24 protein-coding genes are annotated in these 22,411 nt (G+C 68.2%); 16 read left to right on the top strand and 8 right to left on the bottom strand.

Going from position 1 to position 22,411, the window contains the following annotated elements; translation table 11 throughout:
• Positions 1 to 3 precede the first annotated feature (3 nt).
• Together GPX89_RS07075 and GPX89_RS07080 are read left to right on the top strand one after the other, a co-directional pair.
• Positions 4 to 1,608 (top strand): metallophosphoesterase family protein, encoded by a 1,605-nt coding sequence (locus GPX89_RS07075; RefSeq protein WP_157355816.1) that lies wholly within the window; start codon positions 4 to 6, stop codon positions 1,606 to 1,608.
• Between the two features lie 43 nt (positions 1,609 to 1,651).
• Entirely contained in the window at positions 1,652 to 2,344 is a 693-nt protein-coding gene (locus GPX89_RS07080; protein WP_157355817.1) for a hypothetical protein, read from the top strand.
• A gap of 141 nt (positions 2,345 to 2,485) precedes the next feature.
• Here GPX89_RS07080 and GPX89_RS07085 read toward each other — a convergent pair whose 3' ends face one another.
• Positions 2,486 to 3,481 (bottom strand): SDR family NAD(P)-dependent oxidoreductase, encoded by a 996-nt coding sequence (locus tag GPX89_RS07085; RefSeq protein WP_157355818.1) that lies wholly within the window; start codon positions 3,479 to 3,481, stop codon positions 2,486 to 2,488.
• A 91-nt stretch (positions 3,482 to 3,572) separates the two neighbouring features.
• Here GPX89_RS07085 and GPX89_RS07090 point away from each other — a divergent pair, with 91 nt between their 5' ends.
• The gene (locus GPX89_RS07090; protein WP_157355819.1) at positions 3,573 to 4,484 is read left to right on the top strand and encodes an SDR family NAD(P)-dependent oxidoreductase; all 912 of its coding nucleotides are present in this window, start codon (positions 3,573 to 3,575) and stop codon (positions 4,482 to 4,484) included.
• Here the strand turns inward: GPX89_RS07090 and GPX89_RS07095 are convergent.
• A complete protein-coding gene (locus tag GPX89_RS07095; protein ID WP_328601583.1) occupies positions 4,478 to 5,737 on the bottom strand; it encodes a KasA/KasB family beta-ketoacyl-ACP synthase in 1,260 nt (419 codons plus the stop codon). The genes GPX89_RS07090 and GPX89_RS07095 overlap by 7 nt on opposite strands.
• A gap of 95 nt (positions 5,738 to 5,832) precedes the next feature.
• Entirely contained in the window at positions 5,833 to 5,985 is a 153-nt protein-coding gene (locus GPX89_RS44155) for a hypothetical protein (protein ID WP_207710591.1), read from the bottom strand.
• A 153-nt stretch (positions 5,986 to 6,138) separates the two neighbouring features.
• Between GPX89_RS44155 and GPX89_RS07100 the strand changes: the two genes are divergently transcribed.
• From GPX89_RS07100 to GPX89_RS07110, 3 genes are all read left to right on the top strand, one after another.
• Positions 6,139 to 7,119: an oxidoreductase gene (locus tag GPX89_RS07100; RefSeq protein ID WP_157355820.1), complete on the top strand. Its 981-nt coding sequence runs from the start codon at positions 6,139 to 6,141 to the stop codon at positions 7,117 to 7,119.
• A gap of 250 nt (positions 7,120 to 7,369) precedes the next feature.
• Positions 7,370 to 8,806, top strand: coding sequence for an ABC1 kinase family protein (locus GPX89_RS07105; protein ID WP_157355821.1), 1,437 nt, complete (start codon positions 7,370 to 7,372; stop codon positions 8,804 to 8,806).
• A gap of 131 nt (positions 8,807 to 8,937) precedes the next feature.
• Positions 8,938 to 9,657: a hypothetical protein gene (locus GPX89_RS07110; protein ID WP_157355822.1), complete on the top strand. Its 720-nt coding sequence runs from the start codon at positions 8,938 to 8,940 to the stop codon at positions 9,655 to 9,657.
• 110 nt (positions 9,658 to 9,767) lie between these two features.
• On the opposite strand, the gene GPX89_RS07115 is transcribed toward GPX89_RS07110, so the two are convergent.
• Entirely contained in the window at positions 9,768 to 10,172 is a 405-nt protein-coding gene (locus GPX89_RS07115; protein WP_157355823.1) for a VOC family protein, read from the bottom strand.
• A 40-nt stretch (positions 10,173 to 10,212) separates the two neighbouring features.
• The gene (locus GPX89_RS07120) at positions 10,213 to 10,725 is read right to left on the bottom strand and encodes a mycothiol transferase (RefSeq protein WP_157355824.1); all 513 of its coding nucleotides are present in this window, start codon (positions 10,723 to 10,725) and stop codon (positions 10,213 to 10,215) included.
• A gap of 157 nt (positions 10,726 to 10,882) precedes the next feature.
• Here GPX89_RS07120 and GPX89_RS07125 point away from each other — a divergent pair, with 157 nt between their 5' ends.
• A complete protein-coding gene (locus GPX89_RS07125; RefSeq protein WP_157355825.1) occupies positions 10,883 to 12,133 on the top strand; it encodes an MFS transporter in 1,251 nt (416 codons plus the stop codon).
• Positions 12,134 to 12,186: 53 nt separating this feature from the next.
• Positions 12,187 to 12,639, top strand: coding sequence for a PNPOx family protein (locus GPX89_RS07130; protein WP_157355826.1), 453 nt, complete (start codon positions 12,187 to 12,189; stop codon positions 12,637 to 12,639).
• Here the strand turns inward: GPX89_RS07130 and GPX89_RS07135 are convergent.
• Entirely contained in the window at positions 12,629 to 12,904 is a 276-nt protein-coding gene (locus tag GPX89_RS07135; RefSeq protein WP_157355827.1) for a YggT family protein, read from the bottom strand. The genes GPX89_RS07130 and GPX89_RS07135 overlap by 11 nt on opposite strands.
• A gap of 172 nt (positions 12,905 to 13,076) precedes the next feature.
• On the opposite strand from GPX89_RS07135, the gene GPX89_RS07140 reads away from it, so the two are divergent.
• A complete protein-coding gene (locus tag GPX89_RS07140; protein ID WP_157355828.1) occupies positions 13,077 to 13,331 on the top strand; it encodes a hypothetical protein in 255 nt (84 codons plus the stop codon).
• A 24-nt stretch (positions 13,332 to 13,355) separates the two neighbouring features.
• On the opposite strand, the gene GPX89_RS07145 is transcribed toward GPX89_RS07140, so the two are convergent.
• Positions 13,356 to 14,393: a lysylphosphatidylglycerol synthase transmembrane domain-containing protein gene (locus GPX89_RS07145; RefSeq protein WP_157355829.1), complete on the bottom strand. Its 1,038-nt coding sequence runs from the start codon at positions 14,391 to 14,393 to the stop codon at positions 13,356 to 13,358.
• A 327-nt stretch (positions 14,394 to 14,720) separates the two neighbouring features.
• On the opposite strand from GPX89_RS07145, the gene GPX89_RS07150 reads away from it, so the two are divergent.
• The 5 genes from GPX89_RS07150 (at position 14,721) to GPX89_RS07170 (ending at position 19,474) form a co-directional block, all read left to right on the top strand.
• Positions 14,721 to 15,659 (top strand): acyl-ACP desaturase, encoded by a 939-nt coding sequence (locus GPX89_RS07150; protein WP_407939337.1) that lies wholly within the window; start codon positions 14,721 to 14,723, stop codon positions 15,657 to 15,659.
• A 119-nt stretch (positions 15,660 to 15,778) separates the two neighbouring features.
• On the top strand, positions 15,779 to 16,087 hold the full coding sequence (locus tag GPX89_RS07155) for a hypothetical protein (RefSeq protein ID WP_157355831.1): 309 nt from the start codon (positions 15,779 to 15,781) through the stop codon (positions 16,085 to 16,087).
• Positions 16,088 to 16,223: 136 nt separating this feature from the next.
• Complete coding sequence (locus tag GPX89_RS07160) at positions 16,224 to 17,891, top strand: alpha/beta hydrolase (RefSeq protein ID WP_157355832.1); 1,668 nt, start codon at positions 16,224 to 16,226, stop codon at positions 17,889 to 17,891.
• 291 nt (positions 17,892 to 18,182) lie between these two features.
• The gene (locus GPX89_RS07165) at positions 18,183 to 18,902 is read left to right on the top strand and encodes a hypothetical protein (protein ID WP_157355833.1); all 720 of its coding nucleotides are present in this window, start codon (positions 18,183 to 18,185) and stop codon (positions 18,900 to 18,902) included.
• A 107-nt stretch (positions 18,903 to 19,009) separates the two neighbouring features.
• Positions 19,010 to 19,474 carry a DUF2231 domain-containing protein gene (locus tag GPX89_RS07170; RefSeq protein ID WP_157355834.1) on the top strand — a complete coding sequence of 155 codons (465 nt, stop codon included), beginning with the start codon at positions 19,010 to 19,012 and terminating at the stop codon, positions 19,472 to 19,474.
• Positions 19,475 to 19,576: 102 nt separating this feature from the next.
• On the opposite strand, the gene lexA is transcribed toward GPX89_RS07170, so the two are convergent.
• A complete protein-coding gene (lexA, locus tag GPX89_RS07175) occupies positions 19,577 to 20,356 on the bottom strand; it encodes a transcriptional repressor LexA (RefSeq protein ID WP_407939338.1) in 780 nt (259 codons plus the stop codon).
• 471 nt (positions 20,357 to 20,827) lie between these two features.
• Between lexA and GPX89_RS07180 the strand changes: the two genes are divergently transcribed.
• Complete coding sequence (locus tag GPX89_RS07180; RefSeq protein ID WP_157355835.1) at positions 20,828 to 21,040, top strand: hypothetical protein; 213 nt, start codon at positions 20,828 to 20,830, stop codon at positions 21,038 to 21,040.
• A gap of 127 nt (positions 21,041 to 21,167) precedes the next feature.
• Complete coding sequence (locus GPX89_RS07185; RefSeq protein ID WP_157355836.1) at positions 21,168 to 22,391, top strand: hypothetical protein; 1,224 nt, start codon at positions 21,168 to 21,170, stop codon at positions 22,389 to 22,391.
• Positions 22,392 to 22,411: the final 20 nt, after the last annotated feature.

A 22,411-nucleotide genomic window follows, 5' to 3' on the forward strand; every position in this document is an offset into this window, starting at 1 on the left:
CACGTGACTTCCGACGAATTCACCCTCGCTCCAGCGGTTTCCGGCTCCTACAGCGCGCTGACGCGCGGCCCCGGCGAACCACACCTGGAACGCGCCGATCTCGCGCCCGGCCGCTCGGCCGGGCCCGGCCCCCGGCTGGCGCGGTTCGTCCAGATGACGGACTTCCAGATCGCCGATCCCTTCTCCCCGGGTCGGCTGACCTTCCTGCACCACCTGGCCGGACGGCCCGGCTGGGAATACATGTTCCCGGCCTACCGCCCGCAGGAACCGCTCATCCTGCAGGCCGTCGAGGCAGCCGTCCGCTCGGTCCGCGAGATCGGCGGCATCGCACCGGATTTCGTCGTCACCACCGGCGACAGCATCGACAGCGCGCAGGCCAACGAGCTGACGGCCCTGCTGGCCCTGCTCGACGGCGGCACCGAGCTGGACCCGAACTTCGGCGTCACCGACACCGGATGGCATCCGGCGCAGGCGATCTCGGCGGAGTTCTACAGCCCCGAGCCGGAATCCCGCGACGTGTACAAGAAGCGGGGATTCCCGGATGTCCCCGGCCTGCTGGCCGCCGCGAGCCGCCCGTTCGTCACCGAGGGCCTGGGTGTGCCGTGGCTGGGCTGTTTCGGCAACCACGACTGCCTGGTCCAGGGTCGCGCCCCGCTGACGCCGGAGTTCCAGGCGCTGGTGACCGGGGACCGGCAGCCGATCGCGCTGGGCATGGAACCGCCCGACGACCCGATGGAGCGGTATCTCGCCGATCCCACCGCGCTCTCCCGCGGTCCGTCCCAGCCGATCTCGCCGCGCGCCGATCGCCGGGTGATCGGCCCGGCCGAATACGTGCGCGCCCACCTGGACAGCCCGACCCAGCCGCCCGGCCACGGCTTCACCGAGCAGAACCTCGCCGACGGCACCACCTACTACTGCTACGACGCGGTCCCGGGCCTGCGCATGATCGTGCTGGACTCCACCCATCCGGCCGGTCACGTCACCGGCAGTATCGGTGCCCGGCAACGTGATTGGCTCATCGAGCGACTGGCCGAGGTGCATTCGTCCTATCTGGGCGAGGACGGCGTCGAGGTTCGGACCGGCAACACCGACCGGGTCGTCGTGCTCGCCTCGCACCACGGGCTGACCATGATGAACAACACCACCGAGAACGCCGCCGACGACGAACAGCGTTACCACGCAGCCGATCTCGAAGCCCTCGTGCACCGGTTCGGCAATGTGGTGCTCTGGCTCGCCGGGCACGAGCACCGCAATTCCGTGGTCGCCCACCCCCGAGCGGGCGGCGGCTTCTGGCACGTCCTCACCTCCGGCCTGTGCGAATGGCCCGCCCAGACCCGCTCCCTGGAAATCTCACTACCCGAACCGGATTCGACCGGTCACCTGCTCGCCATCCGCTCGACCATGATCGATCACGCGGCCCCGGCCGTCCCGGGCCCCGATCTGGACCTGTGGGACCTGGCCGCCTGGCATCGCGAATTGTCCTACAACGAACCGACCCGCGTCGGCGGCCCGCATTCCGCGGGCACCCCCGCCGACCGCAACGCCGACCTCCTCGTCCCCATCAGCCCCGCGCTCGCCGCCGCGCTGCGCGCCGTTGTCGACGCCTGAACAACCGGCACCGGCCGGATCTCACCCGTGTAGAAGGTATTTCATGTTTTCGCTTCGCCGAGCCGTGCTGCGTACCGCCGCCCCGGCTTTCGTCCTCGCCGCCGTGACCGCCGCCGTCGGCATCGGACCCGCGTCCGCCGCTTCCACGCCCGCGCCGACGGATGCGACCGCCACCCAGTACGGCTCGCTCGGCCTGTGGATGCTCCAGTCCAACGGCCAGATCGCCGACTGGCTGGGCCAGCAGTATCAGGGCAAGACCATGTACGAGCCCATCGACGTCGTCTTCGTCGACCAGACCTCGACCACGGCCGCGGCCGCGACCACCAGGCTGACCGACGATCTCGCCGCGGGCGGATTCCCGGCGCGGTTCGGGCACAGCACCGGATACCAGGGCCGCATCGACGGTCAGCTGTTCGCGCAGCAGCCCGCCGACGGCGGCGATTCCGCGTTCTCCGACGGGTCGGCTCTCGAGACCAATGACCACGGCCGGGTTTTCGGCCCGGCGCCGCTGCCGGGCGGCGGATTCGTCTGGACGGCAGCGTTCAGCCGGGAGTCGGTCGGCTTCTTCACCCACAACTACGCGTCGTTCGCGCAGGCGCGCGCGGACGTGCGTTCCGGGCTGCTGGGCAGCGGGGCAACCGATCTGGGCACGGTCGCCCTCGGCAATACCGCGAACACGGCGACCACCACGACCGGTGACCACGACGGCAATGCCGTGGTACTCGGGCTGCAGTGAGCCGCTCGGCCGGGAGGCGATCAGCCCCCGGCCACCATGGCGGCGGTGACCAGCGCGGTGATGACGGTGATCGCCATGAAGACCAGGATCACCCGGGCGCTACGGGTCGGTGGTTCGGCGGGCGGCTGATCGCTCATCGGGTTATCTCCTCAGCGGAATCGGTGGTGCTGGAGGGTCATCGTATTCGGGAGGCTCCCAATACGTTTGGAGTCCACGACGTTGGGGCATTATCTCGGCCGCTTCCCTGGCCACGCCGAGGAAACCGGGGTGGTCGATAACGAACCGCGCCACCCGCTCGACCTCGGGTCCGCTGACCGCCCGCATGAGGGCGCGGCTGGTACGGGGGAAGGCCCGCGTCAGCCGGTAGGCCAGCCACGATTCCCACCGCAACGGCAGCACGGCGCGATTGCGTTCCACGGCTTCGACGATCCGCCGGCCCGCCTTGTCCGGATGCATGCCGATCAGGCTCATGCCCTTGACCACGATCTGGCGGGCGATGGCGACCTGCTCGGCGCTGAGCGTGGACAGGGTCGCGGTGGCCGCCAGATTGGTGGCGATCAACCCCGGGCACACCACCGTCACCCCGATGCGCTCGGAAGCCAGTTCGGTGCGCAGGGTTTCGCTGAAATGCTTCACCCCGGCGGAGGCGAAGGCGTACGGGGTGCCCATCCGGATCGGGGCGAACGCGGCCATGGAGGAGATGTTGACCAGGTGCCCGCCGCGCCCGCGCGCGGCCATCTGCGCGCCGAACAGCCTGCAGCCGTGCACGATCGCGGTGAGGTTGACGTCGGCGATGCGGTGCAGGTCGGCGGGCCGGATGTCGAAGAACGGCCCGCCGACCACGATTCCGGCATTGTTGACCACCACGTCCGGAACCCCGTGCGCGGATCGGACATAGTCGGCGAATGCCTCGAGCGCCAGCGGGTCGCCGACATCGAGGGCGTAGGGGAAGGCCGAGCCCCCGGCCGAATGGATCAGCGACACCGTGTCTTTCGCGGTCGCGAAGTTGATGTCGGCGACCACCACCTCCGCACCGCGCGCGGCCAGCGCCTTGGCGGTACCGCGGCCGATCCCGCTGCCCGCCCCGGTCACCACCGCGAGCTCGGGGTGGAAGGATTTCTGTGTCAGGCGCCGCATTCCGCTCCTCGGATGGCGAGACTGAAGTGTACACTGTCTGGGACAGTAGCGCCAGCCGGGCAGCCGCAGCGGAAACAGGGGATAACCACTCATGACGGGCTTCGAGAACGAGGTTGTCGTCGTTACCGGCGCCGGCGGCGGCATCGGCCGCGCGGTGGCACAGCGCTTCGCGCGCGAGCGCGCCGCGGTCGTCGTCGCCGACCTGGACAAGGATCGCGCGGTCCAGACCGTCGAGAGCATCGAGGAATTCGGCGGCGACGCCACCCCGTTCGCGGTGGACGTGGCCGACGCGCGGGCCATGGAGAGCTTCGCCGATGATGTGCACGCCGAGTTCGGCGCCCCGAAGGTGCTGGTCAACAATGCCGGATACACCACGGCCGGACCATTTCTCGAACACACCCTCGAGGAATGGGATCGCCTGATGGGCGTGAACGTGTGGGGACTCGTCCACGGCTGCACCTACTTCGGGCGGCAGATGGTCGACTCCGGACGCGGCGGCCGCGTCATCAATGTGACCTCGGTGGCCGCCTTCACACCGATCCCGCTCAGCGCCCCCTACTGCGCGACCGAGGCCGCCGCCCAAATGCTCACCGAGGGCCTGCGATTGGAGTTCGCCGGGACCGGCGTGGGCGTCACCGCCGTGTGCCCGGCCCTGGTGCATACCGGAATCTACGAGAACGACGACGCCGACGCCGAGGACACCGCCGCGGCGGCGCGAACGTTGAGCGTCGCCGCGCTGGCCCAGCGCTATGTCGTGCACGGCCCGGAAAGCATCGCCCGCACCATCGTTCGTGTGGCCGCCCGCAATCCCGCGGTGGTGCCCACGCGCATCGAGGCCCGCGCCCTGTACCTGGCCACCCGGGTGTCACCGGGCGGCGCACGCCTGGCGGCGCGGGTGCTCGAGCCGGAGAAGCTCACCGGCCTGCGCGCCCGCGTCACCCGCCGCGGCGTGCTGACCCGCATCGACGACTATCTGGCCCGCAAACTCGAGCCGGGTCAGTAGCGGCCGAAGAGCACCGCCGCATTGTGCCCGCCGAAGCCGAACGAATTGTTCAGCGCGAATTCGACTTCGGTGTGGCGCGGCTTGGTGTGCACCACGTCGAGATCCACCTCGGGGTCCTGATTCTCGAGGTTCAGGGTCGGGGGAATCACCTGATCGCGCAGGGTCAGCACCGAGATGATGGCCTCGAGCGCGCCGACCGCGCCCACCGAATGCCCCAGCGCGGACTTGGGCGCGTATACGGACGGATGGCTGCCCACCGCCGCGGCAATACCCTTGGCCTCGGCCAGGTCTCCGATGCTGGTGCCGGTGGCGTGCGCGTTCACGTGATCCACCTCCGAGGCGCCGACTCCGGCGGATTCGAGGGCGCGGCGCATGGCGCGGGCACAGCCCAGACCTTCGGGATCGGGGGCGACCATGTGGTACCCGTCGGCGGTGAGACCCGCGCCGAGCAGCCGCGCCAGCGGTTTTGCCCCGCGGGCCAGCGCGTGCTCCTCGGACTCGACCAGCAGCAGCGCGGCGGCCTCGCCGAAGACGAAGCCGTCCCGGTCGCGGTCGAAGGGCCGGGACGCGCGCTCCGGCTCGTCGAGGCGGGTGCTGAGGGCGCGCGCCATGGAGAATCCGGCAATGGCAACGGGATTGATGTAGCCCTCCACACCGCCCGCCACGATCATGTCGGCCTCGCCGAGCACGATGGAGCGCCAGGCGTGCACCAGCGCCTCATTCCCGGACGCGCACGCCGAGACCGGCGTGACCAGGCTCGCCCGCGCCCCGAGCTCCAGCCCGACCACGCCCGAGACGCCATTGGGCATGGACATGGGCACCGCGAACGGCGACACCTTGCGATAGCCGTGATCGCGCATCGCGTCATTGGCGTCGACGATGGTGTCCGCGCCGCCCAGCCCGGTGCCGATGCACACGCCCAGCCGATCCTTGTCGACCTCGGGGCTACCGGCGGTGGCCCACAGGCGTTTTCCCATCACATACGACATTTGCTGCACGTAACACATGCGGCGTTTCTTGATGCGGTCGAGTTCGTCGGTCGGGTCCGCCGCGAGTTTGCCGCCGATGGTGACGGGCAGCCCGAGCTTGGTGATTTCCGGATCCGTGAGCGTGCCGATGCCACTGGCTCCCGATAGCAGGCCCTGCCAGGTGCCTTCGGTATCGGGGGCGATCGAGGTGGTCATTTCCACCGCGGTTACTACCACATTGCGGAATCCGCCGTTGCGGGTTGAGAATTCTGCGAGGCTATTCACTTTTCGTATCCTTTTCGACCAATTTTCATGTCCTGCAGAGAGTTCACGAGCGCTTGCGAGGCTAGCCCGAGAAGCACGGCGGGGCAGGGCGACACTCAGATGCGTGCCGCCAAACCCTTGATGCCCAAGGACGGAAAGGGTTTGACGAACGGAATCCTGGAGAATGTGCCATTGAGTTGCAGGGCATCCCAGACCTTGTGCGCCAGGAACGGGAATTCGCGGTCGTACGGAAAAGCCGCCTCCGGCAAGTACCACGTTGTCCAGCCGCGCAGAACCGCTGCCGCGATGCCCGCGGCGATCGCGATCCCTGAATTGTCTCAGACAGAATCGGGTCCGGGGCCTTTCGTGCCAAGGTCGGGTACATTGTCTCAGACGGAAATTCGAGCGAGGAGAACGACCGCATGACCGAGGCGCTGCCCGACCGGCCCACGGTGGCGAACCCGCCGCTGTTCGCCCGCCGCTGGACCACCGACGACATCCCGGACCAGACCGGCAAGACCGCCATCGTCACCGGAGCCAACAGCGGACTCGGCCTGCGCACCGCGGAAGCCCTGGCCGCCAAGGGCGCTCACGTGATGATGGCCTGCCGCAACGAGATCAAGGCCGCCGCCGCGCTCGAGCAGGTCAGCGCCGGCGCCGCCGGCCCCAAACCCGAAGTGCTGCCGCTGGATCTGGCCGACCTGACCTCCATCCGCCGCGCCGCCGACCACCTCGATGTGCGTGGCACCCCGATCGACATCCTGGTCAACAACGCGGGCGTGATGGCGCTGCCGCGGAACCAGCGCACCGCCGACGGTTTCGACGCCCAGTTCGGCACCAACCACCTGGGCCACTACGCCTTGACCGGACTCCTGCTACCCGTGCTGCTGCGCGCCCCCGAGCCGCGCGTGGTCACGGTGTCCTCGATCGCCGCCTGGGGCGGGCTGATCAACTGGCTCGACCCGAATTGGCGTGTCGTGTATGTGCGCTGGCTGGCCTACAGCCAATCCAAGCTCGCCAACCTGCTGTTCACCGCCGAACTCCAGCGCCGCGCGACCGCCGCCGGTACCCGGCTCACCGCGGTCGCCGCCCATCCGGGCTTGTCGGCCACCAACCTCTACGACTCCGATGCCGAACAGGGTGTCGGCGGCCGCCTCGCGGCACTGCAGCAGCGCCTGCTGTTCTCCCTCGCCCAATCCGATACCCTGGGCGCGCTGCCGCAGCTCTACGCCGCCACCACCCCGAACCTCGCCGGAAACTCCTATGTCGGACCGGCTTTCGAGGCTTTCGGCTATCCGCGGCGCACCTTGCGCAACCCGATCGCCTACAGCCGCTTCGAGGCTCGGCGCCTGTGGGAGCTCAGCGCGAAACTCACCGGCATCGACTACGAGTGGCACGGCTAGCCGAGCTCCGCACGCGCTACGCGGCGAGCGAAAGACTCGGCAGGGGAATGGTTCCCAGTCGCTCGGCGGAGTGCAGGTCGGCCCGGCTGTCGGCCGCGGGGGAGGGGCGCCTGACCTGGGGCCGCCGCAGGGAGGCGAACCGCTCACCGGCTGTCCGGTGGTGCCGGTGGGCGGATAGCCCGGATCGCTCGCCGTCCGTTCGTTCTCCTGGCAGACTGCAACGCGGCGGCAAACAGTGGGGTGTGTGGCGATGGTGGATATCGATTCTGTCGAAACCGGCAAGGTGATCCGGTTTCCCGGGCGAACTCGGGCCGAGACCGGAATGCCGCCGACCACCCGCCTCGGGCGCGACGCGAAGCTCGCCGCGGTGCCCGTCGCCTATGCCGGACGCTGGGTGGCCGGGCGCGGGCGGCGGCTCATGGGCCGCTCCGCCGCCGAGGTCGAACTCGATATCCAGCTGCGCACCGCCGAGCACCTCGTCGACGTACTGGGCGAATTGCGTGGGTGCGTGGCCAAACTCGGGCAGCTGGCCGGACTGTTCCGGTCGGCCATACCGCTCGAATTCGCCGACACGGCCGGTCAGGTCCTGAGCCGGTTGCAGGATTCGGCCCCGCCCATGATGCCGGCGCTGGTCCACCAGGCCCTCGAGCGGAGCTTCGGACCACAGTGGCGGACGCTGTTCCTGGAATTCCAGGAGCGTCCGGCCGCGGCGGCCTCCCTGGGCCAGGTGCACCGCGCGGTATGGCACGACGGCCGGCCGGTCGCGGTGAAGGTGATGTATCCGGGAGCGCGCGAGGCGGTCGCCGCGGATCTGCGGCAGTTGCGAAGCGTGTCCGGCGTGCTGGGCGTGCTCATGCCGGGCGCGGATGTGGACGCGTTGATCGCCATGGTGTGCGCCATGGTCGGCGATGAACTGGACTACCGCCGCGAAGCCCACTACCAGCAGCGTTGCGCCGACGCCTTCGCCGAGGATCCGGACTTCCTGGTGCCCGCGGTGATCGAGGTGGCCGACGAGGTGCTCATCAGCGACTGGGTCGAGGGCCGGCCGCTGACCCGGCTCGTCGATTCGGGGGAGCGGGAGGAGATCAGCCGGGTCGGCCGCCAGGTGTTCCGGATGCTCGAGGTGATGGGCCGACGCTGCGACGTGCTCTACGCCGACGCGCATCCGGGCAACTTCTTCGTACTGCCCGACGGCCGCATCGCCGCGGTCGACTTCGGCGCGTGCGACAGCTACCCGGAGGACTTCATCACCCTGCTCATCGAGATCGGCGACGCGGTCTTCCACGGCACCCCGGCCGACCTCGAGGCCACGCTGCGCCGATACGGATTCGTCGCGGCCGGAAAGGAATTCGATGTCGAGGAGCTGATCCGGATCATCGAGCCGTTCAAGGAGATCCCGCTACAGCCCGACTTCCGGATGAGCAACACCTGGCTGCGCGAACAGGTCACCGCCATCGCCGAGATCCGCCTGTCGAATGTGTTCCGGCAGATGACATTGCCGCCGCACCTCACCGCCTTCGCCCGAAAGGTCGCGACCTGCATCGGCCTGCTGTGCCTGTTCGAGACCGAGCACATGTCCAAGGAACTGCTGGCGTTCTGGCCGGAAGTGGCGGCGGCGCTGTGGCGGAACGAACGCCCGGTCGAATCCGGTTCCTGCCGGATAACCAGAACCGGTACGCGGTTGTGATGCGACCGACAAATTCCACTCCGACGGCGTTACTGCCCGAGTCTGTGAGTTGCTCCATAACCGATTGCTTCGTTGTGCGGCAACCTGTTTGATCGGCAACTGTTTGCTTTTCATGTCATGAGAGGGGGGTCATGGCTCACCGCCGTACCACCAAGCTGATCAACCGCACCGTTGCCGCCGGAGCGCTGCCGGTAGCCGTCGCCGTCATGTGCGCGGGTGTCGCCTCGGCGGCCCCGACCGAACCGGTCACCGCCGCACGCACCATGACGATCGAGGGCCACGCCGTCACCCTCGTCGACGATCACACCCTGACCATCGACGGTCACACCCTCGCGATCGATTCCCAGTACGCCGTCACCATGGACGGCCACCCGGTGACCTTCCGGGCCGCCGATGTGTCGTGGCCGGTGGCCGCCGCGGTCGACGCCCAGGGCCCGGACGCGGGCAAGATCGGAACCGGCGCGCTGGCCGGTGCGGGCATCGGTGGGGCGGTGGCCGGGATTCCGGCCGCGGTTCTCGGCGCGATCCCGGGCGGCGTGGTCGGTGGCGTGGTCGGCGCGGGCGCGGGCTTCCTGGTCGGCATCGGGGCGGTGGCCGCGGGCGTGTTCATCAGCTCCATGGCCGGCTGCCTGACCGGCTGCGTCATCGACGCCCCGATCTTCCTCGCCGGTCTCGCGGCCGAAGCCGCGACCGCCGCGCCCGCCATCGCGATCGGCGCGGTGATCGGTGTCGCCATCGGCGCGGCGATCGGCGCGGGCCTGGTCGGCCTCCCCGCCGCGGGCGTGGGTGCCCTGGTGGGCGCGGGCATCGGCGCCGGAGTCGGCGCCGCCGCGCCGCAAGCGATTCCCTGATCGACCGCTTCAGTCGCGGCCCCTCACACCTTCGGGCATTTTGTCTGGGACAGCAACCGCAAGGTCTGGTGTTCCCTTGTGGCGGAACGCATCCTGCCCGCCGGGGGCGCTCAGGACGGGTAGACGGCGATCTCGATGAGGTTGCCGTCGAGGTCGCGGCAATAGTGCGACACCATCTCGCCGAGTGCGCCCACCTTCACCACGGGGCCTTCGAGGATCGTGACTCCGCACGCGGCCAGATGCTCGGCGACCTCTTCGGGAGAGGCGGTGGTGATGAAGCAGAGGTCCTGCGCCCCAGCGGCTTCGGTGGCACCGGTGGTCCACGCGGGATCGGTCTCCAGGGCTCCGACAGGGCGCAGATTGATCTTCTGATTGCCGAATCGGAGCGCGGTGCGCCCGGCCGGGCCGAACTTCTCGACGGTCATGCCGAGGACTCGGGCATACCAGTCGGCCGTGGCCGGGACATCGTGACAGTTGATCACCACATGATCGAAACGCTCTACGGAGAAGCCCATTTCGGCATTCTCCGCCCGGTCATGTGCAAGATCAACAACCTCACCGCCGGCGCAGGAGCACCCCGCGAACGAAGGCGGCCTGGCCCGCATGCTGGATGTCGTCGTCGATGACGCTGATCAGGCGGACACCGAGGGTGACCGGCGGATCCCAGCGGGTGTCCACGATGCGGGGCAGGTCGGCGTCGACCAGTGCGGAAACATACTCGACCGACTGGGCGTGCACGGCGTCGAAGTAGCCCAGCAACAGTTCGGCCGGAACACCGTTCAGCGCGGCCACATCCGCGGCGGTGTGGCCATATCCGGTCGCGGCGTCGTCGAGGGGCAGCTCGAAGCGCTTGGCCCAGCCCTGGGCCGTCCACACCTGTTCGAGGCCCGCCACCTCCGCGACATGATCGTCCTGCACTCGGGTCAGATGCCAGATGAGCCAGGCGATCGAGTTGGCGCCCTCGTCCAACCGCACGCCCAGCTCCTGCGTCGTCAGCCCGGCCACCGCGCCGTGGACGTTCTCCTTGATCCGACCGAATGCGTCCACCAGCAAGTCAGCGCTCGTCATGCCTCCATCCAAGCACCCGGCACCGACACGTATTCCCGGATCATCCGCGACACAACTCCCGGTTGTGGCTCGCCGGGCGATCGGTTGTTTGATCCCGCCACCGAGATTTTGCTTCGATCTCGCGGACGAACGGCGACGAGGTGCGAGGCGGGCGAGTATGGCGGACAGGCGGTCATTGGGACGCGGATTCGCGTGGTTGTGGACCGCGTTCGCGGTGAGCACGGCGGGCACCTGGCTGGCCTTCGACGCCGTCCCGCTGATCGCGGTGCTGGTCCTGCACGTGGGCCCGGAACAGGTGTCGCTGCTGGCCGCCGCCGGGCTGGCGGTGGGTGCGGCGCTCGCGGTGCCGCTGGGGCCGTGGATGGAGTTCCGGCGCAAGCGGCCGGTACTGATCGCCACCGACATGGCACGATTCGCGGTGGTGCTCAGCGTGCCGTTGACCTTCGCCATGGGGGTGCTGAGTTTCGCGCAGCTGCTGGTGGTGTCGGTAGTTGTCGCGGCTGCGGACATCGCGTTCAAGGCAGCCTCCGGCGCGTATTTGAAAACCCTTGTGGCTAAGGAGGATCTGCTCACCGCGAACGGCCGGTTCGAATCGACCATGTGGACCGCGTCCGTGCTCGGCCCGCCCCTCGGAGGCGCGGCCATCGGAATCTTCGGACCGGTGGTGACCGTCGCGGCGAACGCGGTCAGTTTCCTGTTGTCGGCGTTGGGGATTCGCGCGATCGGCGGCGGTGAGGCACGGCCCGAGCAGCGATCGTCCGGAGGATTCCGCAAGGGCGAGTTGATCGAAGGCTGGCGCTACATCCTGTCCCACCCGTCGCTGCGGCCACTGTTCTTCAATACGGTCCTGGTGAACTCGCTGATCATGGCGACCGCACCGCTGCTGGCCATCATCATGCTGCGCGAACTCGGTTTCGCGCCTTGGCAATACGGCTTCGCCTTCGGCCTGCCGTGCCTCGGCGGGCTGATCGGCTCCCGGCTGGCCAGGCCGCTGGCCGACCGATTCGGTCAGCGCACAGTGCTCCTGACGGCCGGAATCCTGCGGTGCTGCTGGTCCTTCGCGCTGTCGTTCATCGGTACCGGCCTGGGCGGTCTGCTGCTGGTCATCGTGGTGGAGTTCGGCCTCATCACGTCCTGTGGCATCTTCAACCCGATCCACGCCACCTTCCGCCTGCAGAACACCCCGTCCGACCGCACCACGCGGGTGCTCTCCGCTTGGTCGATCACCAGCAATGCGAGCACGGCGGCAATGACGGCGGTATGGGGCCTGCTCGCGGCATTCACCAGCCCGCGCCTGGCGATCGGTCTGGCGGGGCTGCTCATCCTCGCGACCGCTCTTCTGTTGCGACCCAACAGATTCCCCGCTCCCGTATCCATCGAGCCGGTCCCCGCCGCGAATCCGGGCTGATCTCAGGGAAAGACCTGATGTGGAGCCCGGCCCGCAGTGGTTGCGTTGAGAGTATGACCGCCACCACCACGCCACCCACCGTTCCCGGCTACGTCAACGTCATAGTAAAAGCCCTGCTCCGCTCCCCATTTCACCGCATCATGAGCAAGCGCACCATGCTGCTCACCTTCACCGGCCGCAAAACCGGCAACCGCTACACCGCGGTAGTCCGCTACTTCCCCGAAGGCGACACCCTCACCTGCTACACGGACAGCAAGTGGTGGAAGAATCTGCGCGGGGGAGCGCCGGTGGAGATGCTCATCGCCGGCCGAACCGTCACCGGCCTCGCCACCCCGATCACGGACCGCACGGCTGTCGCCGCGAGCCTGGGGGCATTCCTAACCGAAATGCCCGGAGATTCAAAGTATTACGGAGTTCGCAACCGAGACGACGGGCTCCCGGACCCCGATGACATCATTGCTGCCGCGCATTACACAACCATGGTACGTATTCAGCTCACAAACTGACCGCCACCTCCCGCAAGATCAACACAGCGATGAACACCACCGTGAATGCAAGATCAATCTGAATCCCCCCGACCCGAATCGGCTTGAGCACCCGCCGAACGGGCGCGATCACCGGCTCGGTCATCCGATGCACGATTTCCCGAGGCCGCCGAATCCCCTGCGGGTTATCGCTCAAGGTCATGATCCAATCCAGCACCAGCCGAGCGATCAGCACCAACATGAACAAGGTCAGGACCAGCCCGATCAGGCTCCCGACAACCGACATGGCGAACTCCTTCGCAATAGCCGCCCTTACGCTGATCAACGCTGCGCGAGCGCCGAAAGTGCCCCTCATCGTCGACCATGATCGCCATGTTCCACAGCGGGCTCGCCGAAGCCGTGCGAGAATCTGGGCTGCTGTTTGCCAGGCTCACCCCGAGATCGCACAAGGAGTCGAAGTGAGCAAGAAGTATTGGGTCGGCCTACCCGTGGCCGTTTTCGCGATGGCCCCGGTCGTGGGTGCTGTCGCCGCCGCTCCGGCCGAGGCCGCCGTCTCGACCTACACCTGCAACGCGCAGACCTGGGAGGGTGAGACCCTGCCGACCCTCACCATCGAGGCGAAGTGGTCGAAGCGTCAGGCCATGGGTGAAGCACAGACCACCTGGCGTGGAGTCGCCAAGTACTCCACCATCGACTGCAAGTTGAACGGCTGATTCCGATCCGGTCGCGCCGCGCGATCAGATGGCGCGGCGGTGGTTCAGATAGGCGAATGAGGCGAGGCCCAGGGGGATCTGGCACCAGAAGGTGAGTAGCCGGAAACCCAGGGCCGCGCCGACCGCCACCCCGGCGGTCAGGCCCGCTACGGCGGTGAGGCCGGCGGCGATGGTGATCTCCTTGGTCGCCATGCCATTGGGGGAAGGCAGCAGGGGCGCCAGCGCCACTGTCACCAGCTCGACCACGAAGGTGTCGGGCAGGCTGAGATTCGCGCCGACCGCGTGCAATACCGCCCACAGGGCGACCACCATGAGCAGCGGCTGCAGCAGCGCGCAGATCCACAACGCGGCCGCGCGGCGGGGATGGACCGCGGTCGCCGCCACGGACTTCCAGGCCGTCTTCGCATCCGAACGAGCCTCGCGCATGCGGGTCGGGAGGTGACGCCAACCGCCCCGGGCTTGGAGCCGGCCGCGCAGGGCTACGCCGATCGCGACTACGAGGGCGACGGTGGCGATCACGGCGATGAACATGATTCCCGCTGTGCGCCATGGATTCTCGCCGACCAGGTGATGCCACCAGCCCGCGGCGCGGGCCCCCAGATCGTGCCAGGGCGGCTGTGCGCCGTTGCGGCTCATCAGGCTCGGGGCCGCCAGGACGGCGATCACCACCAGGGGCACCCGCACCATCAGTGCGGCGAATCCCATCAGCGCCATCGAGGCGAGGGCGCCGGGATGGCTGAGTCCGGTCCGGCGCAGGAAGCGCAGGCGCAGCAGCAGCGATGCGGCGGGGACCAGGCCGATGGCGGGCACCGCGAGCTGCAGCGCGAACAACTGCCGGGCCGACGTGTCCGCCGGTATCGAACCCCGCAGCATGAAAACCGAGGTGGGCCAGAGCGCGAGAGTCGCCAGCGCGGCCACCAGCAGCCAGCGCGGATCGGCTCCCATGAGGGCGTGGACTCCGGTCAGCACCGCGTCCCGCTGCCAGATCGCCGCGGCGGCCACCAGAGCGGTGCACGCGACGGTGGGTAGTGCCTTTCTCGCAGCTGCGGGAACGGCCGCCATCTGCCCTCCTTGGAACTCGCAGACGTTTTCCCCGGTGAATCGCGCACGCGCAGATCGACATTAACGCGATCGGAGACGTGCGCGCACGCGTTGCCCGAATAATCGTATGGGGGCTCGGCGTGCGAAAACGGGATTGCCGGGATCATTGAACACGATTCGAAGATCGAAATCGAACGGTGCGCGGTTCAGCGGCCCGGCCGAACGGTCGTCTTGCAAGAGCTGCCCGGCAATTCATGGGATAACCAGGTAGGCTCGCGGGCGGAGATCGGCAGGGACAGGCCGAGATCGAGACAAGTCGTAGAGCAGGGACACGACATGGCGAAATCCATGACTCCGAAAGCACTGCTGGCCGAGCTCGAACCAGTGGCGGAAGCGAATCTGAACCGGCATCTATCGCTGGCGAAGGAGTGGCACCCCCACGACTACGTGCCCTGGGATGAGGGCCGCAATTTCGCGGTCATGGGCGGAACCGACTGGGAGCCGGGACAATCCAGGCTCGGTGAGGTGGCGCGCGCCGCCATGATCACCAACCTGCTCACCGAGGACAACCTGCCCTCCTATCACCGCCTCATCTCCGACGCGTTCTCCCGCGACGGCGCCTGGCGCAACTGGGTGGACCGCTGGACCGCCGAGGAGAACCGGCACGGCATCGTCCTGCGCGACTATCTCGTCGTCACCCGCGGCGTCGACCCCGTCGCCCTCGAACAGGCCCGCATGGCGTGTATGTCCCTGGGGGTCGACGACCCGACCGGCACCGGCGACCACGCCGTGCTGCACGGCGTCGCGTACGTGACCTTCCAGGAACTGGCCACCCGGGTCTCGCACCGCAATACCGGCAAGGCTTGCGGTGATCCCATCGCCGATCGCATGCTCACCCGCATCGCCGCGGACGAGAACCTGCACATGGTCTTCTACCGCAATATCTGCGGCGCCACCCTGGACCTGGTCCCGGACGACGCGCTGGAAGCCATCACCGCGGTGATCGAGAACTTCCGCATGCCCGGGGCGGGGATGCCGGACTTCCGGCGCAACAGCGTGCTCATCGCGAAACACGGGATCTACGATCTGCGGCAGCACCTCGACGAGGTGATCCTGCCGGTGCTGCGGAAATGGAACATCTTCGAGCGCACCGACTTCACCGCTCGCGGCGAGCAGCTGCGTGAGCATCTGGCCGCGTTCCTCGAGAAGCTCGGCAAGGATGTCGTCCGGTTCGAGGAACAACGCGCCCGTGCGCTGGCTCGCGACGCCGCCCGCGCGGGGCGCTGACCGGAGGTACCGCGCCGAAATGTGAACAGCCACTGCGCTGTCCACATCCTGGACTTCTCGCCCTGCCGCTCGATCCCGCCCCGGTTAGGGTGTGGACCACATACGTCAGGGGGAAAGACATGACTGAAATGCTTCGCGCCGACATAGCGGCGCTGCGGATCATGGCCGCGGGCATCCGCAACGAGGCCGACGCCATCGCTTCGATCGATCCGGTGGCACATCTCGCCCAGGTGGCCCAAGCCATGCCCAACTCCGCCACCGGGGCGGCCGCGTCGACGCTCGCGGAACCGTTGTTGACCGCGTTGGGGCGGATGACCACTCAGCTGAATGCCCTGGCGGATACGACGGACCACGCCACTGCCACATACGAGGACGCCGAGCAGGCGTTGAAAACCCAACTCGACACGTACTTGCACACCACCTCCTGAAGCTGGCTTCCCGGCGTAGACGCCCGATTTGCCGGGTTCCCAGCCGCGCCCTTGCGTTGAGTGGCACACCAGCGAGGGGGAAACGGACAAAAGTCCTCGCTGGTGTGCCACTCAACGGAGGGGAGGGGGTAGGTGGATGCGGAGCGTGGCGCGGGTCGTCGGGTGGGATGCGGGGGTGGCCGGGGTGGCGGGTGTGGCTGTGGGGGAGGTTGATACGGCGTTCGGTGGGGCGATGGGCCGGGTTGGTCGATTGGTTGGGGAGGCGATCGGTGGGTGGCAGGGGGCGGCGGGGACTGCCGGGGAACTACGAGCGCTGGAGTCGCAGTGGGAGGCTGAGCACGTCGGGGCGGCGCTGCTGGATATCGCCGAGGCGTTGACGGAGGTGGCGGCGCTCGAGCGGGTGTGTGGGCTGGTGCGGGAGATCGAGGGGCAAGCGGTGGTTGCCGGGTGCCGGGTCGCGGACGACGGGGTGGTCACGCCGCCGCGGTCGGAGACTGGGAACGCGGTGCTGGACTTGATCTTTCAGGGTGGGTTCGATGCGCGGGCGCGGGAGTTGGAGGCGCGGCTGGCGCCGTTGCTGGAGGTGGCGGACGAGACCGATGCGCGGGCGGGAGCGCGGTTGAGCGCTGTCGCGGGGGCGCTCGAGGCGATGAACGCGGATCCGGGCGGCGGGAGGGTGAGTACGCGCGTCGCCGGGATCCTCGAGGGCACCACGATGTTGCCGGAGGATCCGAAAGCGCTGAACACGCTGTGGAATTCGCTCTCGCCGGCCGATCAGGACGCGCTGTTCGCGTTCGATCCGATGGTTGGCTCACGTGACGGAATCCCGGCCCTGGTTCGGGATCATTACAACCGGATCGCGCTCGGGCGATTGCGGGACGCGGCCGTGGCCGACGGCAGGCGGTTGGACGCCGAGCACTCCGACTGGCAGCACGGCGAGAACGCGCCGGACACCGCCGACGGATGGAATGCGGTCCGGCGGTGGAAGGCCGCACGGGAGGAGGTGCGGACGCGGATCGCCGGGTATGACGCGCTGGCGGAGCAGATCGGGGCGCCGGGGTCGGAGCGGCTGTTGTTGCTGGTCGATGATCGCGGCCACGGGGTGGTCGCGCTGAACAATCCGGATACGGCCGCCAATGTGGCGACCTTCGTGCCGGGCACGGGCTCACCACTGACCGATATCGGGGTGGGACTGCGGCGTTGCCGGGCGCTGCTCGGGGCGGCCGAGCGCGCGGATCCGGCGGCTCGGACCTCGGTGATCGCCTGGTACGGGTACGACGCTCCGCCGGACCTGTGGGACGCCATGGGGGACAGCCGGGCTCGCGACGGCGCGGCCGCGCTGGACCGGTTCGAGTCCGGACTGCGGGCCACGCACGCGGGACCGCGGTCGTACAACACGGTGGTCGGGCACAGCTACGGGAGCACGCTGATCGGGGCGGCGGCGTCCGGAGCTAACTCGCTGGCGGCCGATGCGGTGGTGTTCGCGGGGAGTCCGGGGGTGGATGTCGACGATGTTTCGCAATTACGGCTCGAGGGTATTCCTGCGGGCCGCAACGGTGCACATGTGTTTGCCACCGCCGACCCCGCCGATCCGGTGCCCAGGGTCGGGCAGTTTTTACACGGGGTCGATCCGGTGGATCGCGAATTTCGCGCAACGGTTTTCACATCTTCGGAGGCCACTATCGACCTTCCGATCCTGCGCACCTTGCCCGTTGATGTGTTCGCGCACGGAAACTATTGGGAGCCTGGCAATCCAGGGCTCGCGACACAGGGGGAAATCATCGCGGGGCGCGCTCCGCGCTGACGCCGATCGAGCCATTCGTTGCGCGGTGATAGCCGTTACCGCTGGTTGCGGGTTTGTAGCGGGCATTGCCGAACCGGTACCCTGGACGGCCGACCAAACAGGTTTGAAACGGTCGGGTTCATGCTAGGGTTCCGTGAAGTTGGAGCGGGAAGTCGGAGATAAATGCGCACTGAGAACATCAATAGGAAGTTCAAACTGCATGACGAGCGCAGGATTGCCGCCCAACTTCCAGAGCAACTTCTCGGTTTAGATGTCGTCGGTTTTGGGAAGTTAGAAGAGTTTCCGGGTGAGTTGCTGAACTCCTTCGGGGAATTCGCCAACGGTTCGGTGGCCCCGCGCACGCGCATCTACCGGAACGCGCAGCCCAACCTCATCGACGCCTGGCTGCTCGAACTGCTGCGCGGCGCTCACATCGGTGATCGCTTCTACCTGCGCACCGGGCTCGAGTACTTCCCCTGGGCCGACTGCCGGGTCCTGGACCACCGCTGGCTGGAATCGCTGCGCCGGGTGATGGGCACCAACCAGGGATACATTGCGCACGACAAGAATTCGGCCGTCATGACCATCGGCACCCAGTACGAGGTGCTCGGTTTCGTCGCCGGTTCCGGATCGGCCGGCGAGGCCGAGGTCGCGCCCGCGCCCGTCGAAGAGGTTCCGACCCGCCGCATCGTCACCGCTCCCGCCGCATCGCCCGAGCCGCAGCCGTCCGCGGCGCTGAGCGGTGACCTGCGAGCCCGCCGGCTGGCCGCGCTCTCCGCCGACGGTCAGGCCGCTGCCGCGACCGCGACGCCGGGTGCGGCGCTGGCGTCCATGCCCGATCTCCCGGCGACCCCGTCGTCGGAAACCGCGTCGGCGCCGCAGGTGATCGATGCCGAACCCGCCCCTCCCGCGGAAGCCGAACCCGCCCCGGAGACCGCTCCCGCCGAACCGGCCGAGCAGTCCACGGCGCCCGCCGATGACGCGCCCACCCAGTATCTGACCAGAATCGTGGTGCCCACCGACGCCGACTGATCCGGCCGAACTCGCCGAATCGACCCGGGACGCGACCGAACCATCGACGGTCGGCATACGTTGTACTGATACGCCGGGCTTTTCGCCGAGTTCGAAAGAGCCGATACATGTCGACAATCAATGGGCTGCCCGCCCATGTCCTTTTGGTGCACGTGATCGTCGTGCTGATCCCGCTGACCGCGGGTCTGCTGATCCTGTGCGCACTCTGGCCCGCGGCGCGCGCCCGGCTGATCTGGCCGACGGCCGCGCTGGCGGCCGGAGTGACCGTGCTGACGCCGGTGACGGTGTTCGCGGGGGAGTGGTTCCAGAAGCAACTGGGATTCCCGCCCGTGGTCGACCAGCACGCACGGCTCGGGCATCAGATGCTGTACTTCGTTGCGCCGCTGCTCGTTTCGGCCGCGCTGCTGGTGTTCGCGCACATGCGTCAAGGGCGCGGGAAGCCGGCGGGCCGGGCCGTGGTGGCGGTGATCGCGCTGATCGCGATCGCGGCGGGCGGGGCGGCCGCGTGGCAGACCTATCGGGTCGGGGATTCAGGGGCGCACGCGGTGTGGAACGGCGTGCTCAACCACTGACCGACCATCGCGCACGACCGAGGGTCGTGCGCGGGGTACGACTGTCGTGACCCGGCGGCCGGTCTGCGGGGCGGTCACCGGGTCACGGCAGTGCGGGCACGGTCAGATCTTGCGAATGACCGTGACGACCTTGCCGAGGATCTGGGCGTCATTGCCCGGAATCGGCTCGAACAGGGGGTTGTGCGGCATCAGCCACACCTGGGAACCGGTGCGCTTGAACGTCTTCACGGTGGCCTCGCCGTCGATCATGGCGGCCACGATGTCCCCGTTGTCGGCCACGTTCTGCTGACGGACGACCACCCAGTCGCCGTCGCAGATGGCCGCGTCGATCATGGACTGGCCGACGACCTTCAGCAGGAACAGCGAGCCCTCGCCGACCAGTTCGCGCGGCAGCGGGAAGACGTCCTCCACCGCCTGCTCGGCCAGGATCGGGCCACCGGCGGCGATCCGGCCGAGGACCGGGACGTAGGTCGGGATCGGGTGCTCGTCGGAGGACGCGATATCCGCGGCCCGCGCGCCGGAATCGACCGCACGCAGCTTGGATACGCCCGCGGTCGCGCGCAGCGCCGTCTCGTCCAGGCCCCGGACATCCACGGCGCGTGGACGATTGGGGTCGCGGCGTAGATAGCCCTTGCGCTCGAGCGCGCGGAGCTGGTGCGCCACCGAGGAAGTCGAGGTGAGGCCGACGGCGTCGCCGATTTCGCGGATGCTGGGCGGGTAGCCGCGGTCGCTCACCGAGGTGCGGATGACCTCCAGCACCTTGCGCTGGCGCACGGTCAGATCCGCGCCGGTGCCGGACGGCTCGGCGGAGGAGTCTCCTGAGAGGTCTCCCGAAAGACCAAGGGGTCCGTTGTCACCTTCCGCGCCGCCGTGTTCGCTCACCGCCGCCGTCCTCCGTTCACTGCTGTCGCTCACCGGAATTCGTTCCCGGAGCCGCTCGCGCCCCTCGATGTTCGAGGATTTCGGGCGTCCGGGTAACTCGTGTCTCGACTGTAGTCCGTGTGACGCGAGTGATCAAACATCTGTTCGACGCGAGTCGTGGAAATCAGTGACATTGTCGGTGGGCCGTGGTAGAAATTCGAACATCAGTTCTTCGAACACATGATCGAGTCAGTTGTCCAGCATCATTCGGTCCGCCCTAACTTGGAGGTTTCTTCGATGCGCGCAGCGGTCAGTGAAATCGACACTCTCGGAAGCGATCTCGGATTCGACAGCATCCCGTGGGAGCTGCGCTCCGATCGGCCGCCGGTCCGCCTCGCGGCCGTGGCGTCACGTCCCACCGCTGATCGCCGACCCTGTCGGGTGCAGCCCCGGGCCGCCGTTCGAGCACGCGTTCGACGCGACCATGTCGTTGTGCGACACGCGGCCGGACGCGCCCGGGGCCTGCATCCGCTCGATCGGGTGCAGCGCGCGCAGACCGGTTTCGCCGCGCTCGCCGTCACCGCGCTGGTGAGCGCGCTCGCGGTCGCCGGATTGATCGGCCTGGCCCAATTGCGTTCGGGCGACTTCGATTCGCAGACCACGCCGCCGCCCGCCGTGCAGATGGCCCCCGAACCCGCGCGCTAGCGATCCGGGGTTCGCGCGATAGCGATCCACGGCCACGGTATCGGCCGAAAATGTAGATTGAAAACTGAAACGCGTTGCTACCGTCCCCCTGACTGTGACAGAGGCTACACACGCGACAGGGGGCGTAATGCCGAAAGTACAAGGGTTGATCCGGCTGGCCGGAGTCCTCACCTGCCTGACCATCGGGCTGGTGACGGCACCGGCCGCACACGCGGAATCCGCCTACGCGGCCTATCTGGATCTGCCGTCGGTCAATGGTGAGGGCGCGAGCGGCGGCGGATTGAATCCCGCGCTGCCCCTGGATCCGGACACCTTGCGCGGCGCGCTCGACGAGGCACGCGCCGCCGGCATCGCGCCGCGGCACTACGCCACACTGCTGCACCAGTATTGGCTGTCGGTGGCCACCCGCAACGCCGACATCGATCTGGCCACCTGGGATCCCGCGCTCGGTGTCGCGGCCAATACCCGCACCTTCACCCAGGTCTACGTGAACTACCTGCGGCTGAACAACGCTCACCCCGACTACTGGTGGACGGGCTTGGCCGGTCTGGCCGGCGGGTCGTTCGCCTCGGGCTTCTTCGACATGGGTGATGTCTCCTCGATCATCAGTGTGCCGGGACTGCATCAGGTCGGCAGTACGGTCGCGGACCTGCTGCGGGGCACCCCGTCGCAATTGCTCGACGCCCTGCCCGCCGACGTCCGAACCCTCGGCACCGAGGGCGAGCGGCTCACCGCCGATGATCTGGCTTGGTACCAGACCCGGTTGATGATCATGCAGAAGCACATCTTCATCGACCAGGTCCCCATGCACGAGGCCTATGCGGCCGACGGCCTGGCCGGGGTCGAGGAGATGTACCGGGCCGGGGTGCTCGACGACAACGCCATCACCGCCTGGCGGGAGATCGCCGCCGGAACCCAGGACGGCCTGGCCGACGCCGCACTGCGCATGACCGACCGTGAGCAGAATCAGATCATCGCCGACCAGTGGGATGTCACCGCGCGCGGTCGCGGGGCCATGGGCCGGGTCATGACCTACGTGAGCACCATCGCGGGGAAAGCGGCCGTGCCCGGCGTGCGCGCGCCCGGCGTCTTCGCACCGGTCACCGTCGCCGTCGGCGCCATGTCGCTGCGCGCTCCGCTGCCCGATTTCGACTGGGCCGACCGCGACACGCGGTGGAACTACATCACCCACGACCTGTTGCCGCGCTATCTGGAACTGTGCGCGAACCCGGCCGTCGCGAGACCGATTCTGGCCGTGCCCTTCTCGACCATGCTCGACAACGGCCGCCTGGTCCGGCGGCTGCCCGATCTGCTCGGTGACATGACCGCGCAATGGCAGCTGACCACCTGATTTCGGCCGCGTGACACGGG

This window comes from Nocardia terrae (assembly GCF_009760405.1).
Taxonomy (GTDB): Bacteria; Actinomycetota; Actinomycetes; order Mycobacteriales; family Mycobacteriaceae; genus Nocardia; species Nocardia terrae.